Here is a 15,348-nt window from a genome sequence, read left to right as displayed (position 1 = left end):
CCATCGCCTCCATCACGATTGACATCTTCATGTCGCGCAGCTGACGGATGTAGAAATCGCGATTGCGCATGTCTCCATGGCTCCATCCCAGCAGCATGTCGCTCGCCGCCTGCATGAACCTCTGCCCCACTACCACGCGTTGACCGTGATTCTTGTATTCGCTTGCTCCGGCATAGGGCTCCAGCACTGAGGCCTCTGCCTCCTTCAGTTGCAGAAACAGCGGATCTTCGGCGGAGGCCATGAGCAGCGTAACCATACAGAGGGTTCCGACACTGCCCACCCCGACCACTTTCATCGCCATGTCCTCGATCTTGTATCGTTCCACAATCGCACCATACTGCGGCGGCAGCGATGCCAGGTAGGAAAGATGCCCCGCGCTCACTGTTTGGTGAAACGCCTTGCCCCTGTTGTCCGGCAAGTGAAAAATCAACGGGGGGTTGTCCTTGATTCTGGGTTTCTGACCGCGGCGCGCTGCCAGCTTGGGAAACTCATGCTCGATCGCGCTGTGCACGCGTTCCTTGGCGATCCTTTCGCGCCAGCGTTTCTGCCAATTCGGGTCCGGTAGACCTTCAATTAGTTGCTCAACGTCGAGACGGTCATACCAGATGTCGATAACCCGCATCCGGGAATACTTGCCCATCCATTTTCGATAGGATCGCACCACTGATTCGCAGGTAGCGATCACATCTCTGCGGCTCAGATTGATGTACTTTCCCGCCACCGCAAAGCTCGCAGCCAGTCTCTTCAGGTCCCACTCCCAAGGTGCTGGCAGCGTTTCGTCGAAGTCGTTGATGTCGAAGATGAGCTGACGCTCTGGTGTCGCAAAGGCCCCGAAGTTCATCAGGTGGCAATCGCCGCACGCCTGAACCCTGAGTCCGGTTTTCGACGTCCGCGAAAGATCCCAGGCCATGACCGCCGCAGAGCCACGCAGGAAGGCAAATGCCGAGCTGAGCATGCGTGCATTCCGGATAGGGACCAGCTCCGGCAGTCGCGATGCGTTTGACTTGACGAGGATATCGATCGGGTCGGGCCGGTGCTTAGGCGGCGTCCATCCAGCGTGACTTTCCCGCGGTACCTTCTCGCGCAGCGCTTTCCCCTCCTGCCACCGTCGCACCCACGGCAGGTATTTGTCGTCGCGCTGGTCTCGAACCGGTGCACGCGATCTGACTCTTGGCCTCATGGATTTGGAGATTTTGAGCATGCTCTGCATCCTCGAATGCCTTCGATTCCTTATACCTCGCCTTAGCAGCGTAGACTTAAACGAGCCTAGCGAAAAGATACCGGTCTTGTGCAGACGTGACCTCATCCTCTGGTTCCACGAGCAACAGGGTTCTGAACGGTTGCCCGGAGATTCGCTTCATCAGATGGAGCCTTCCCGCGGCCTCAAGAGACCTGAATTGGGCGAGCCCTCGGACACAAATCGACGCCTCTGTTCAAAGATACAGTTCGTCCCCCTTATGACAGATGGGTCTGCAGGATTCGCATTCGTTCCCGTCCGCGCCCTGGCCCACTCCATCGGCGTACCCAGCCCAGCTGGTTCAGGCGTGAGATGCGTTCCCTCAATTGCGTGAAAGGGCAAACCACCCGGGTGGTTTGCCTCGGATGGAAGGTTACATTCCGTCTCCGCTCGTTAGCCGCGGTATCCTTCGCGCTATCAGCCTGGTCACGTCTCCGCAGGTTTACGCCTATTGAGAGGCTAAAGGCTCGCGTGAGCACCGATACCATTAGCGGATCTTAAGTAGTTGACAATCCTTAACACAGCAATCTTTGGACATTCACTGGCGCTGTGTGCCAGAGCACAATGACAAGCTGTTTAGCACTGATTCGGACTCCGATTGAGCTACCGACTAACTATTTTTCCTACACTAGGCTTGCGCATCGGCTTTCCAAGTTTTAGCATCCTAAGTCAATCGTCCAGCTAAAAAGGTGGGCCATTTCCGTCAGCCTGTGGCTAAGATGAACAATGATGCAAGTAGATTCCACGGGTCAATGTCGTCCCGCAGTTCGCCGTGCGTGGCCGGGATAATTCTGGGCCGCAGCTCGCCGAGTGTCGCAGCGTACTTTCCACAACTATCAGGTTCCTGCGCCCTCCCCTTCCGACTGACGCACCCCTCCCATCATCCGTCGCGAATGCGCTCCCGGTCGGTGCGGAAACGCAGCTCGGCAAGCAAGAGCAGGACATCGCCTCGTCCGGCTATCGCGACCCGTCAGGTGTCGCGGCGGGTAACGAACCTTTCGCTACGATCTCAACCACCGAGAAGACCGTTCACCACCGACCGGGGGCTTTGGCTCGTAGTTGAGCCTCGGCAGGCCGGATCGATCCGGGGGGCCATGTGAAGACGCAAACGGGTTGTTGGGGTATCGCAGCCGTAGTTGTCGCGATGGTGCTCTCTCAGTGTCCGGTGAATGCGTTCGCGCAGATCAAAGCGGGCACCTTCATCTCCTGGCAGAATGCAGCCGACGTTCAGGAGCTCGTCCCGCCCGGCGTCTATTTTAAAGTGCTGCGCGGTATGACGATGAAAATCATGCCGCCACGGCGCGTCTCGTGGCCGCCGCCCTACTGGGAAGCGACAGAGAAATATTCAGGCCAAGTTCGGTTGGGCTACGATCGCCGCACGCTGCTCGGGTATGTTGCGGGCCAACCGTTTCCGCTGCTCGACTCCAATGACCCCGACTTCGCGGTCAAGATCATGTGGAACCACTCGTTCCGCCCGATCGCGAGCGACGATTACGACCTGCGTTTCTTCGATTGCGAGAGCGTGCAGACCGGACCCGGTACGCCCGTCAACGTCATTCAATATATCCAGATCGGTCACTACGCGGGGTATAGCCTCGTCGGCCGAACTGAAGTAAACCCGCTGCCGGTAGATCCAGATTTCAAGATCAGCGGAAGGTTGTGGGCTTTCGCCCTCTACCCAGAACTGGCACCCGCCGTCGAGCGCGGCAACGGCATCCTGCGTTACCGCTATGCCGACCCCGACAGGGCCGACGATGCATGGAGTTGGAATCCTGGAACGCGCAGATTGCGCCGTCTCAACGAGGGCTTCCTGAGCACCGCGGTCGGCGCCCAGGCTTTCGATCCGGATCACTATTCGGGCTTCAATCCCAAGACTGAAGAGTACGATTATCGCTTTCTGGGCGAGAACAATATGCTTGCCGTGGTCCACGCCGAGAATTCCACGGAGGTTCAGTGCACGACCGACGGCGGCGGCAGTGCCTGCCCGGAAGCCTGGGAATCGCGCCATCTATATGCCGTTGAGGCTACGCCGCGGCCCTCGCGTCTCACTCAGGCTCTTCATGCCAAGTCCGTGGTCTACGTCGATTCGGAATCCTGGTTCGCCCCTTACGTCGATACCTACAGCCGCGACGGTCAACTATTTCAAAATGTCCTCTTTTGGCTCGCCTATCGCGACCGCGCGGTCCCCGAAGCGCGGGTCGCCATCTATCCTTTCCGGCGTCAATTCGTGGTCGGAGCAGCGCGTACTGACCTGCAAACCGGCTTCGCGACCATGTGCTATCTGCCGGGCATTGAAACCCCGGAGCGCGAATGTTGGTACGTCAACATGGGCGCGGTGACCAGCGACTTTTTCACCACCCGGGCGATGAGCAACGCGGCACCATGATCGTGTTCGTCCGAAGGCGCTTTTCAAGTCCAAGGAGCTGTGTGTTTCCGGAGGGTGCTGCACTAGGCACGATCGGTAGGTAAGCGTTTTCCGAAGCTACAAGTACCCGCCCACAAACTTCTGCGCGCCTTCGCTGGCCTTCACCACAAAGCAGGGCCCTTGGGCGGCTCGTTAGAGAACCGCAGGCCCACCTCCCTGCGCCTCCGGACTGGCTCACGCGCTTCGCTCGCCAAATCTCTCTTATCGGCTTTGCTGGCAGCTAGCCCCAAGGGTAGGTGGCATATCGCGACCGGCGAAATTCAGGCAACGATGGAGTAGTATCGAGCGCTGATTAACCGCCGAGGGACCGCCGATGAAGTACGAATTCATCTCCGCCGATTGTCATATCGATCTGATCTGGCTGCCGCCGGATCTTTTCACCTCAAATTCACGCACGGACCTGAGAGATCGCATGCCCTTTGTTACGGACACGCGCAGGGGGAAGGCCTGGGTCGCAAAGAACGGCGCGAAGTTCGGCTTGATGAACGGGATGGGTTCCGCGGGACGCGAATATGTTCCCGGCCAGATCCATCGTTCGGACCGGATGGCTTCGACCGGCCTGTACGACGATGGCCGCAAGGGCATCAGGCGTCTAACTGATCCCGAACTGCGCCTTAAGGATCAAGAGCGCGATGGCGTCCAGGCGGAAGTACTCTATGGTGTCTTGGGCGCGAGTATGCGCCTTAACGATGACGAAGCGGCCAGCGAGATGCTGCGTATATACAATGAATGGCTGGCCGACTTTTGCCGCACCCATCCGGATCGCTATGCAGGCCTGGCCTCGATACCCAGCCACAACGTCGATGCCGCGGTGACAGAAGCGCGTCGCGTCGCGAAGGCCGGCGTGTTGCGGGGACTCGATATCGCCAATCGCCCCGACCTTCAACCGTTTTGGGACCCGTGCTGGGAGCCGCTATGGGCGGTCGCGGAGGAAGCGCACCTTCCGATCCATCTTCATACCATCGGCGGCTCACTGCCCGACCTGAGCAAGCTGGCACCCAAGGTCGGAAGGGCGGCCTTCGCGACGATGATCAGCAGCTTTCAGATGTACATGGCGCTACCGCTGATGGCGGTGATCTTCGCCGGCGTGCTGGAGCATCACCGGGGCATGAGGATGGTCATCGGTGAGAGCGGGATCGGATGGCTCCCCTACGTCCTCGACCACATGGACCTCGAATGGGAGGATCAGTTCCACGATCTGGATCTCAAGATGAAACCAAGCGAGTACTGGCGTCGACAGTGCTACGCGACCTACCAGTCCGATCGCATCGGGATCAAGATGCTCGACGAGATTGGCGAGAACAATATCATGTGGGGCTCCGATTTCCCGCACCCCGACGGCATCTGGCCGGATTCCCAGGAGTACATCCGGCGCGAGCTGGATCACCTACCCGCCGCAACCCGGCACAAGATCGTGTGCAGTAACGCTGCCACCCTGTACCGCTTTACGACCTAGGGTCAGGACTCATTGACCGATCCAAAAGATAACGGTTGCGGCGATGCAGATAGCGCTGAAGAATGTGTAGGCGCAGCGGTCGTAGCGCATTGAGATACGCCGCCAGTCTTTTAGCTTTGCGAAAATGTTCTCGACCTTGTGGGGCTGTCGATACAAAGTCTTGCAGTACGTTGCCGGCAACCGGCGCTTGGCTCGCGGTGGAATGCAAGGCGTGATGCCGCGTCCGGCGAGAGCCTCTCGGAATGCATCACTATCATAGCCCTTGTCGGCAATAAGCGTCTCGGCCTCTGGCAGCATTGGATAGATTAGAGCCGCGCCCTTATGGTCTCATTTGTCCTTCTGTGAGAAGGAAGATAACTGGCCGGCCGGAGATGACGATGCGCCTAAGCTGAGCCTTAGTCAGCCAGAATTGATCAGACATCGGCAGGTCCTCCTGCCGCGCTTGAACCACGATCTCACATCAGATGGGAATTTGAGTTGGTCTGCTATGCGGACGAACCGGACATGGAACAGGATGGTCTTCAATCTCAGTGAGTTTGCCTTGACACCTTGCCAGCCCCGCAGCTGATGATTTTCGCGAGGAGGAGCCTCACGATGACCATCATCATTACCGCCTTTGAACGGTCGCCCGATGGCGGCAAGGGACTGGCGCGTGATACGCGCGTTCGCTGGGCACTTGAGGAAGTGGGCCAACCCTACGAGGTTCGCCTTGTTTCGTTCCGTGCGATGAAGGAACCCGCGCATCGGGCGTATCATCCTTTCGGCCAGATTCCGACCTATGAGGAAGGCGATCTCGCCTTGTTCGAGTCGGGGGCGATCGTGTTCCATATCGCCCAGCGCAATGCGGGCCTGCTCCCAGACGATACCAATGCCCGGGCGCGTGCGATCACATGGATATTTGCCGCGCTCAACACGGTGGAACCGCCGATCCTTGAACGCGAAACCGCCATTCTCCTGGAGGGCGACAAGACCTGGTATGAGGAGCGCCTGCCTCTGGTCGAGGCTCGCGTCCGCGACCGGCTGGACCAACTTTCCGGTCGCTTGGGCGATGCCGACTGGCTCGATGGCGCCTTCAGCGCGGGCGACCTGATGATGGTGTCGGTACTGCTCAGGTTGAAATCTTCGGACATTCTGGACGACTATCCGAATCTGGCCACCTATGTCGCCCGCGGCGAAGCGCGGCCCGCCTACAAGCAGGCTTTCGACGCTCAATTGGCGGTTTACACCGGCAAGCCACCGGCCGGCTGATAGAGTTCCCTCCTGGGCTCTAAGTCGTCATCCGAGTTTTCGTTCAGTTATGGGGCCTGACCCTAGAACCCGTCGTTCCTCACTGCCGACGGGTCCAAGGTCGCAGCTGTTGGTGGATTGGTCAGTATCGTCAAAGGTTTTTGGCCTGGTCTTCCGCCAGAAAGCACTAAGTGCACTCAACCGCGAGAAAGATTTCGAGTTCTGTCAGGATTGCCGTGCTCGGGCGCCCGAGGCTGCATCGAGATCTCAATTGATTCGCGCTAACCGCCAGACCTTATGTCCTCTCTGGTCGCCAAATGCTCACAATCTGCTTCGGTGCTACTTGAAAGTGACAGCTGATAACAGTTTGTGTTTGACCAAACTCGTGCGGAATAGATACCTAAGCAGCAGACTGCGATCCAACTGCAGAGCCATGTTCTATTGCGGGTTCAGGTCACGATTCTCGTCATGAACCCGTCGAAGAGCGGCACCGTGAACGCGGTATCTCCATGGGCCGGGCTGTAGATCATGCCTTTCGCAATCAGCTCGCTCCGCACCGGGGCTACGCTGGTTACGCTTTTCCCAAGTCGCTCCGCGATATCTCCGGAGCGATGAGGTCCGGGACCGAGTTTCGCCATCGCTCCCAGGTAGTGCTTTTCGGTGGGCGTCAGTCTATCGAAGCGAACCCGGAAAAAGCCGGCGTCCAACTCGGCGAGAGCCAGGACGGTCGCCCGCCGTGCGTCGGCTCGCGATATCGGTGAGGTCTGCGCGACATTCCACGCGTGTCTCCCCCATTCCTGGAGAAAATAAGGGTATCCCCTCGTATGGCGTAGTATTTCGGCTATCGCCTCGGGGGCGAAGGCAACTCCTTCTCTTTGTGCCGGAACCGATAACGCAGCGCGCGCGGCCTCGTCATTCAAGCGATCGATGGGGACGAACTCAAACAGCCTTTCCGCGTACGACTTTGCACGACCCATCTGCCCAATCAATTGCGGCAGGCCGGCCGCCAGCATGGTCATTGGAAGCTGGCGCTGGCTCGCGCTGTGTAGAGCTCTGATCAAGGACGCGAGTTGGTCGTCGTGCACGTATTGAAGTTCATCGATGAACAGCACAATACCGGTGCGGTACTCACGCGCCGCGGTGCCAACCGAAGCAAGCAGATCGGTCAGATCGGTATCGAGATCTCCGCTGTCGGCCAGGCCCCGCTCCGGTTCGAAGTCCGTGCTGACCTCGATGTCCCGGTACTTGACCTTGAGAGCTTTAGCGAATCCGGCAAGCGCCCTGCCCGCTCTTGCGAGGTTGGTCCGGATCTTTTTGCCGCGATCGAGACGTAGCAGGGCCACGCGCAGGACTGGCGTTAGAAGTGCGGGCAGTGACCTATCCTCGGGCGCCTCGACCTTCACACACGCGAAGCCCCGGGCCTCGGCCTCAGTTTCCATGCGATTCAGCAGAACGGTCTTTCCGACCCCGCGCAACCCATGAAGAATCAGACTGCGCGCAGCTCGACCTGCGCGGATCCTATCCAGCGCGATTGCGGCACGCTCGATCAGGTCATCTCGACCGGCCAGCTCGGGTGGTGGCGTTCCGGCGCCGGGCGCGTAAGGGTTCTTGCGAGGATCCATATGGCGAACTTATAATGAACTTAGGGATCTTATGCTTGGAGGCTAAGATAGTATAAGGTCCTTATAATTCACAATTCGGGCAGCGCGGAACGATCACCGTGCTGCGCTCGGAACGGCAATCAGACCGTGCGATCCACGCGATCCGGTCTCTCCAAGCGGCGCGCGGGAGCGCGACCCGGGGGGCGCCTCGCCTCAAGCACCCGACGGCGTCGCCGCCCTATAGGCCGAGGTAAAGCTAGGCGCATAGGCCGGCCGCCCGTAGCCAGTCAGCCGGACCTTTTCGAACTCCTCAAGGACAGGTTTGGTTAAAAGAAACGGCCCGGCACATCGACGGGAGTCCCAAAATTTAGTTCGCCGGCGCCTCGAGATTCACTTTCTTAAAGAGAAACCCTCGCGCGCTGCGTCGCCGACCCAGTGCGAGCGTTAGCGACGCGCCCTTCCAGCGGTCGGAAATGTGCCTTCGCTCACCGCGCCATGTCGCGCATAACGTTGGGATTGAGTCCGTTCTCGGGCCGATATCTCTTCAGTTCGGATTCGGGAACCCCGGCATGAAACTGGCGCGCGAGTTCATCGGGATCGAAGCTTACCCCGATGGGATTTTTCGAGAAATCATGGCTGCGGAAGAATCCCTTCAGCTCCTCGACGGTCGCGAAGTTGTCAATTTGCAACTCAACCTTGTTGCCGTCGGGATCTCGATAGTACATCGACAGCGTCAGGCCGTGATTGATCGGTACCACCGGGGTGATGCCCGCCGCCTTGAGTCTCTCGTAGGTCGCGACCAGGTCGCCCAGGCTTGAGTAGGTGTAGGCCAGGTGATCGAGGCCTGCAGCGCGGGGCGCACGATCCTCGATGCCCGGAAATGCGGCGATCGCAAGCCGATGATGCTCGTCATCGTAGGTCATGAAGGCGAGCATCTGGTTCTCGAACACCACCTCAGCCTGCAGCACGGTCTTGTACCAATCGACCATCTGCTTGAACTTGTTGGTGCGCAAAACCGCATGCGCGAATTTGGCGGGAACGATTCTTTTGGATGTGCTGTTGCCCGCATTACCGCTCATGATGCCTCTCCTCAAAATGGCAGTCTTCCATGTGACGATAGATCGATACTGGCAGCACGGCAATCGCTCGAACTTGTCATTCTGCTTCGGCATCGGTTGGTTGCCTGCAGTAGGCAGGCCTTGGTTCCGGGTTCAATGCGGACAGAGCACCTTCACGATGTAGTACGCCCACATCGGAATCAGCGTTGCCCAGTAAGCCGTCATCCAAGTCAGGCCGACAAATCCGCCCCAGGAATCTGAATCGGTTCGTCTGGTCTTGACTCGCACTGCCCGCTTCAGCCCGGTCAAAATTGACCGCGAGCCGCCGGCTCCCGTCTTCCCATTGGTCCTCCTCGCATTCGCTCGCAAGGTAGCGAGGTGAATGACCTGCCAGGGCAGATACACGATGCCGAAAAGTAGATTCAGCTGGAGGAGGACTTCCCGGCCCGCGAGCGCGCGGGCGGTCAGGTAGAGGTATGCACTGGCAATCGTGTTCGCCACGAAAATCACGGCCCAGCCCAGTTCCTCGTAGTAGTAGAGCTCGAGCCGCTCGGTCAGGATGGCGGCCCAAACCAATCCCTGGCAGACTACGACCTGGGCAACCATCAGCCAGGAAAGGACGATCACCCATTCAGCGCGCGCGGTGTTGAACAGGCGAAGGACGTGGGAAAAGAGAAAGATGTAGGCGATTTCACTAAACGTCGCGAACAGCCGCGTGAGGAAGATCGAAGAGAAGATGGAATCGTGGAAGACCACGTTGTGCTCGTAACGTACTGGGAAAAGGCACCGATAGGCTGACACCGCAAAGAGAATCTGTGCCGGCAGAACAACGTACGCATCCGCCCCAGCTGGCGGAAGCCGGAGCGTGTTCACCAGGAAATACAGATTGATCAAAGCGCCGAGCTTCAACAGCCAGAGAACAATGGTGTAGTCGCGAAGCATCGTGTGCATTACCTCGCCACTGAGAGCGCTGCTCTCAAAGCAGCGAGGTGTTTTTGCCCCTGGACCCCGTCAGGCAGCGCCGTTTTGAAAGTTCGACTGGTGAGCTCCGATGGAAAGCGACCTAAGTTGGCAGCAGACTATACCGATGGGCGCACGAGCCGTCTCCACTGTTTGTGAGAGTGCTGACCACGGTGGCGAAGGTCCTGTAACCGACCAATCAGTGAAACCTATTTTGAAATGGCCAAACCTGCCTTCGACGCCGCCTCACAACGAACCCACGCCGAGGCCGACTCGGTTGGTGGAGCGGTTGGCGGCGCAACTGCAAGCCAGCATCAGCTTCGCGCTGTCACCACATCGAGCCAATAGCGATTGAATCGAGTCCCATCCACCGCCGTAGCGAATCGAACCGGCACTCCGTTCGGATCGCGACGCATCAAAATAAAGCCGTCCCGGTAGTCCAACGCGATGGAGAGATCGCACATATCGATTCCGTCCCACCCGACTGCCGCCGCGCAAGTCAACGGATCATAGTGAAAGTTGAGCAGGTCATCTGGGAGCAGCGAAAACTGCCGTCCGTATTCCTGCTTCTTCTCAAATCCCGCTTGCAATTTCGCCTGATGAGCGATCAGCCGGCCGAGCGGACCTTCGGCTTCGAGTCTCGGCAGATCGGGTTCGCGCAGAAATACCTCGGCGGTGATGGAAATCGGGATGAGCGTCGGCGCGCATCGGCTGATGACCAGCCGAGAAGCTTCCTGGTCTTGCTGGATGTTGTAATCGACTTCCGAACTCCATTGGGGAAACCCGTTGCGTGCGAAGTTGATCCAGCCTCCACAAATGAACACGGGAACCGTAGCGAGTCGCCCCGGACGAATCGCTTCGTAAGTAGCTAGATTCGTCAGCGGGCCGATTGCGATTACCGTTGCAGCTCTGGCGATGTTCGCATCGAGGAGATCGATCACCTCGCCGGGTCTCCCCTGCACTGGGTCAAGTCCATCGGGCCAGAACAGCCGCTCCGCCGGGAGCTCCGGCTGGATTGGCCACGGAGAAGAGCCGAGCTTCCCCTCGGCGCCTGCTGCAACCGGAATAGTATTATTGTTCGCCAAACGCATCACGTATCGCGCCATCGCGGCACGCTTCCCGCCGATCTCGGTGCTGGTCGAAATGCCCGCAATCTCGACCTCGGGCGATCGCAGCAGCATCGCGAGGGCAAACACATCATCAGTGTCGCCGCCGATATCGGTGTCGAGGTGTACGAGCATAGGAATTACGAGCGCGAAGGGTTCTCCGGAACAGTGGGTCGGGGCTTGTACACCGGCATGATCTCAGCAACGCGAACGGGTCGTCAATAAACATCCGGCGTTGCGCGGCAATTTCTCCCGCGCCATCCCAAACCGCTCAAGGTAGCCGCTATCGCAGGGGGTCTTCTGCAAAAGCGTACCCTGCAGTACCGGAATCAAAGTCCCGCCCGGCTTGGCGCTTGGGCGCCGAAAGCGCCCGATCCTGGAACAGCAGGGTGGGCGATTTCGCCCCTCGTCAACTCGACCTCGGGATTGATCTGCGAAAAGTTGGCGGAACCAGATTGAGACCCAGCAGCCCCGCGGCTCACGAATGTCGCAATGTACCGAAACACCTGGAGCCACTTGAGCTGGTCGACGCCAAAACTACCGCCGGTGCGCACAATCACCACATTGGCTTTGGGAGCCACGAAAATAAACTGGCCCCAGCGGCCGATCGCCGAGTAGACGTATTCACCAGACGCGGCCACCTCACCCCACCAGAAGTATTTGTAATAGCCACCGGCCTCCGCCCATGCCCCATATGTTTCCCATGGACGATGGTCGGTCGGGTCGGGCGCGGTTGATTCGCGCACCCATTTCTCCGAGATGATCTGCCTGCCATCCCATCTGCCGTTGTTGAGAAAGAGCTCGCCGAACTTTGCGAAGTCGATCGCGCGCGCGTTGAGGGCAACGTGCGACAGTTCGAAGCCGTCCTCCTCGCTGTCGACGCTCCAGAGTGCCGAATATTCCATCCCGATCGGCTTCCAGATTTTCTCCTGCAGATAGTCGCTTAGCGTTCGATGCGCCGTGCGCTCGATGATTATCGCGAGCAACCCGACGTTGAAGTCCGTGTAGTGGAAGCTCTGGCCAGGAGGCTCGGCGATATCCGTATCATAGAGGAGCATTTCCCTCGAGTTCGGATAGAAAAAGTAGAGCGCGTCCTCATCCCATGGCATCTCGGCAATTCGGTAACGAATGCCCGATCCCATCGTAAGCAGGTTCCGAATCGTAATCGTATCGAAGCCGCGGTCTTTCAGTTCGGGCAGGTAATTGGTGATCGGATCGTCGAGTCCCTTGATGTAGCCTTCGTCGATTGCGATGCCGACCAGAGCCGAGGTGAACGACTTTGCGACGGAACGCGAAATGCAAATGGAGTCACGCTGATAACCGTTGAGATAGCGCTCGTCCAGCAGCTTGCCATCCTTGAGCACGATGAAGGCATGCGTACCGCTGGAGTCGAGCAACTGGTCGAGCGTTACACGCCGGGTCGACTCGCCTTGTTGGTACTCGACCTCGACCGGCAGTACTCCCGTCGTCGCGCGCGGGAACTCGTATGCTGGCGGCTGCGTCTCGATCGTGCGGTGCGGGAACATCTTGTATGCATCAGAGGGCGACCACTCGGCACGAAGGCCCCAGAAGATGTACCGGTACAGATAGTGCGGATTACCCCAGGGGCCGGCCGCGGCGTACGACCCACTCATAAGGCAGGCGGCCACGCAGACGAAGACGTTGAGGCCGAGACGAAAACGGTTTCTCATTCTCTACCCTTGCGTTTGGTTGCGCCTCGGCTCTCTCGCAGTTCGGTACTAAGGCTTTCAGGGTTGCGCAGCCCGTCCCTTACAACCCCGACGTAGATCGGCAGAAGTTCCTCGTAGCGGAATTGCTCTTGCACAAGCAGTGCATCCGCCGTCGTCCAGAAGATAGAGGCGGTCTTCTCGGGGTCGGTTGCGCGGAGTTCTCCGGTACCCACTCCATCGCGGATGACATCGGCCATCACTTTGACATTGTGACGGAGCACCTTGTCGCGGAATTCTTCACAGAGCGGAGCCAGGATCATTTCGAGGTCGCGGTTCATCACCGCGCGCAGAAGTTGGTCGCGCTGGTTGCGCTCCATGCTGGCCTGCGCGACACGCAGGAGACGCTCTTCGGCGCTCCCTGGTTGGTTCGCGGCGTGCTCGGCCTCCGCCATCCACCGTGCGTTGGATTCCTCGAACAGGGCGACCAGAATCTGTTCCTTGTTCCTGAAATACAAATAGATGGTTCCGACCGCGATACCTGCATCGCGTGCGATACGCGCGATGGTGGTCGCGCGGTAGCCGAATTTCTCGAAGCGTTTTCGTGCCGCGGCCATAATCCGCGCACCTGAAACCGACTCCAGGGCGACTTCCGCGGCCATAGATGAATATTTGAATAGACTATTCAGTTAGTCAAACGGCCTTCTGGGCCGCCATGAGAGCGGGCGCTGAAGTGCCCCCGCTCCATCCTCTCGCGAGGTTCGGCGTGCCTCTGGCGGTACTGGGATGGATCGTGAAGGTTGCGTGCGCGCAATCGTTATTTGAACGAACGCTTTCGTATGGCCGCATGGTCCGAAGCGAATCCGGTTGGAGCGGAGGGCTGCCACGGAGCTGGTTGCGCCGAGTGTTCGAGAGTTCACAATCAGCGGGTCTCGTCCCAGGCCCGGCAAGACCGTCTACGGAGCGGGAAACGTCGAGGAGGGGTCAGAGATAAACCTTCGCATTCCGGAGATCAGCGCAGACAGCTTAATCTGTAACAGATCTGGTTTGGTCGTCATTCAACCACAGGAGAGACGTCTTTGCAGTGCGCATCCTAACCGAGTGCTTCCTCGGTCAACTACCTGATTGTACTTGCCCTCATCAGCGATCCGCGAGTAATCGGTATGGAACTAAAGCTCAGCGACCCTTTGGTCCAATGGAAATTGAATCGAGAGTGCGCGACTAGTGTCGGTCATGAAGCGGTCCAAGATTGCCGCGGCTTTTCTGCTCCTGCTCTCCAAACCCGCATGGGGCGCGGGAATTTCTCTTTACGAAACAGGTGCGCCCGATCTGGGCACGGCCAGCGCTGGGCGCGCGGCGATGGCGGCCGACGCCTCGACCGTCGCGACCAATCCCGCAGGAATGACGTTGCTCGATCGCACTCAGCTCATGATCACGAGCGGGGCGATGCTGCCGGCCATCAACTTTGATCGAGGTCCCAAAACCGACGTCCCGGGCGGTGGGGGCGGCGGCGGCAACGCTGGGGTGTTTTTTCCAATCGGCGGCGTCTTCTATGCGCAGAAAATCAGTGACCGCCTGTGGCTCGGAGCTGCTCTCTATTCGGACTTTGGCCTGGCCTCTGACTACTCCCTGAACTGGGTGGGGCGGTATTATACGACGAGTAGTTCTTTCATAACGGGTCAAATCAACCCGAATATCGCATACCGCGTGAATGACTGGCTCTCGGTCGGAGCCGGATTCAGTTTCTCAGTGGCGCGCTTCAAATCACAGTCCAAGATCAACAATATTCTCCCCAAATTTGGTGATGGCGGCTTGTCGATCGAATCCTGGGACGAGGCATTCGGCGGAAATATCGGATTCCTGCTGCGCCCCACTCCCAAGCTCAAGATCGGACTCACCTACAATTCTCCGGTCGATTTCAAATTCGGCTTTCATCCGTTCATCACAAATCTCGGCCCGGGACTCAGGTTGGCTCTGAAGAAGAGCGGGCTACTCGGCGCCAAGGTCAACCTCGGGCAGACCGAGCCGATGCAGTTTATGGCCAGCGGGTTGTATCAATTCACACCCGAGTTCGCGCTGATGGGAAATCTCGGATGGCAGAATTGGTCACAGTTCGGGCAGACCACCTTGGGCATCTCCGCAGAGACGCAGAAGACCTTGGCCGTCAACCTGCACTACAATGACACGCTTCAGATTGCATTTGGTGGACAGTACCGCCTTGCGGATCGGTGGCTGTGGTCGGCCGGCTTCGCCTATGACAGTTCGCCCGTGGCTGAAGAGAATCGCACCCCGAATCTTCCGCTGGATCGGCAACTACGCTACGGAACTGGCATTCAGTACGAAATCAACGACGACTTGGTGCTCGGCATCGCGAACGAGGTGTTGGACGGCAGCAACGCACCGTACGACGTCAAGCGGGGACCGCTGGCGGGTCGCGTACAGGGCGACTTCTCCAGCAACATCATCAATTTCATCGGAATCAACTTGGTTTGGAAGCTGCGACGCTCTGGCAACTGAGGTTTACCGACCGACCCCTATGAGTTCATCGCGCCGTCGGTGCCCGACTCCGACATCCCCTGGCTCAACGCAACGCCCGATCCTCAGATCGTCT

12 protein-coding genes are annotated in these 15,348 nt (G+C 58.7%); 4 read left to right on the top strand and 8 right to left on the bottom strand.

The genetic code is table 11. The features are described 5' to 3' along the window. Positions 1-1,201: DUF2252 domain-containing protein (locus VGI36_16870; protein HEY2486818.1), on the bottom strand; the 1,201-nt coding region annotated here is incomplete at its 3' end. 1,132 nt (positions 1,202-2,333) lie between these two features. Here VGI36_16870 and VGI36_16865 point away from each other — a divergent pair. Continuing rightward, positions 2,334-3,623 (top strand): DUF1329 domain-containing protein, encoded by a 1,290-nt coding sequence (locus VGI36_16865; GenBank protein ID HEY2486817.1) that lies wholly within the window; start codon positions 2,334-2,336, stop codon positions 3,621-3,623. 352 nt (positions 3,624-3,975) lie between these two features. After that, on the top strand, positions 3,976-5,118 hold the full coding sequence (locus VGI36_16860) for an amidohydrolase family protein (GenBank protein HEY2486816.1): 1,143 nt from the start codon (positions 3,976-3,978) through the stop codon (positions 5,116-5,118). Positions 5,119-5,127: 9 nt separating this feature from the next. Here VGI36_16860 and VGI36_16855 read toward each other — a convergent pair whose 3' ends face one another. Further along, positions 5,128-5,415, bottom strand: a complete 288-nt coding sequence (locus VGI36_16855; protein HEY2486815.1) for a transposase — start codon at positions 5,413-5,415, stop codon at positions 5,128-5,130. A 297-nt stretch (positions 5,416-5,712) separates the two neighbouring features. Between VGI36_16855 and VGI36_16850 the strand changes: the two genes are divergently transcribed. Then, positions 5,713-6,366 carry a glutathione S-transferase family protein gene (locus VGI36_16850; GenBank protein ID HEY2486814.1) on the top strand — a complete coding sequence of 218 codons (654 nt, stop codon included), beginning with the start codon at positions 5,713-5,715 and terminating at the stop codon, positions 6,364-6,366. A gap of 428 nt (positions 6,367-6,794) precedes the next feature. Here VGI36_16850 and VGI36_16845 read toward each other — a convergent pair whose 3' ends face one another. From VGI36_16845 to VGI36_16820, 6 genes are all read right to left on the bottom strand, one after another. Further along, on the bottom strand, positions 6,795-7,967 hold the full coding sequence (locus tag VGI36_16845) for an ATP-binding protein (protein HEY2486813.1): 1,173 nt from the start codon (positions 7,965-7,967) through the stop codon (positions 6,795-6,797). Between the two features lie 464 nt (positions 7,968-8,431). After that, a complete protein-coding gene (locus VGI36_16840) occupies positions 8,432-9,025 on the bottom strand; it encodes a VOC family protein (GenBank protein ID HEY2486812.1) in 594 nt (197 codons plus the stop codon). 132 nt (positions 9,026-9,157) lie between these two features. Further along, complete coding sequence (locus tag VGI36_16835; protein HEY2486811.1) at positions 9,158-9,946, bottom strand: hypothetical protein; 789 nt, start codon at positions 9,944-9,946, stop codon at positions 9,158-9,160. A gap of 332 nt (positions 9,947-10,278) precedes the next feature. Beyond that, positions 10,279-11,205 carry a nucleoside hydrolase gene (locus VGI36_16830; protein ID HEY2486810.1) on the bottom strand — a complete coding sequence of 309 codons (927 nt, stop codon included), beginning with the start codon at positions 11,203-11,205 and terminating at the stop codon, positions 10,279-10,281. A 194-nt stretch (positions 11,206-11,399) separates the two neighbouring features. After that, a complete protein-coding gene (locus tag VGI36_16825; GenBank protein ID HEY2486809.1) occupies positions 11,400-12,761 on the bottom strand; it encodes a serine hydrolase in 1,362 nt (453 codons plus the stop codon). Further along, entirely contained in the window at positions 12,758-13,399 is a 642-nt protein-coding gene (locus VGI36_16820; GenBank protein HEY2486808.1) for a TetR/AcrR family transcriptional regulator, read from the bottom strand. The genes VGI36_16825 and VGI36_16820 overlap by 4 nt, the downstream gene beginning before the upstream one ends. A 571-nt stretch (positions 13,400-13,970) precedes the next feature. Here VGI36_16820 and VGI36_16815 point away from each other — a divergent pair. After that, on the top strand, positions 13,971-15,254 hold the full coding sequence (locus VGI36_16815; protein HEY2486807.1) for an outer membrane protein transport protein: 1,284 nt from the start codon (positions 13,971-13,973) through the stop codon (positions 15,252-15,254). Positions 15,255-15,348 lie beyond the last annotated feature (94 nt).

The sequence above is a fragment of the Candidatus Binataceae bacterium genome, assembly GCA_036495685.1.
Lineage (GTDB): Bacteria > Desulfobacterota > Binatia > Binatales > Binataceae > JAFAHS01.
This window is presented reverse-complemented; position numbering and strand designations above follow the sequence as displayed.

Coding starts and splice junctions, on each gene's coding strand:
- VGI36_16860 (HEY2486816.1), top strand. CDS start 3,976: ATGAAGTACGAATTCATCTCCGCCGATTGTCATATCGATCTGATCTGG.
- VGI36_16855 (HEY2486815.1), bottom strand. CDS start 5,415: ATGCTGCCAGAGGCCGAGACGCTTATTGCCGACAAGGGCTATGATAGT.
- VGI36_16850 (HEY2486814.1), top strand. CDS start 5,713: ATGACCATCATCATTACCGCCTTTGAACGGTCGCCCGATGGCGGCAAG.
- VGI36_16845 (HEY2486813.1), bottom strand. CDS start 7,967: ATGGATCCTCGCAAGAACCCTTACGCGCCCGGCGCCGGAACGCCACCA.
- VGI36_16840 (HEY2486812.1), bottom strand. CDS start 9,025: ATGAGCGGTAATGCGGGCAACAGCACATCCAAAAGAATCGTTCCCGCC.
- VGI36_16835 (HEY2486811.1), bottom strand. CDS start 9,946: ATGCTTCGCGACTACACCATTGTTCTCTGGCTGTTGAAGCTCGGCGCT.
- VGI36_16830 (HEY2486810.1), bottom strand. CDS start 11,205: ATGCTCGTACACCTCGACACCGATATCGGCGGCGACACTGATGATGTG.
- VGI36_16825 (HEY2486809.1), bottom strand. CDS start 12,761: ATGAGAAACCGTTTTCGTCTCGGCCTCAACGTCTTCGTCTGCGTGGCC.
- VGI36_16820 (HEY2486808.1), bottom strand. CDS start 13,399: ATGGCCGCGGAAGTCGCCCTGGAGTCGGTTTCAGGTGCGCGGATTATG.
- VGI36_16815 (HEY2486807.1), top strand. CDS start 13,971: ATGAAGCGGTCCAAGATTGCCGCGGCTTTTCTGCTCCTGCTCTCCAAA.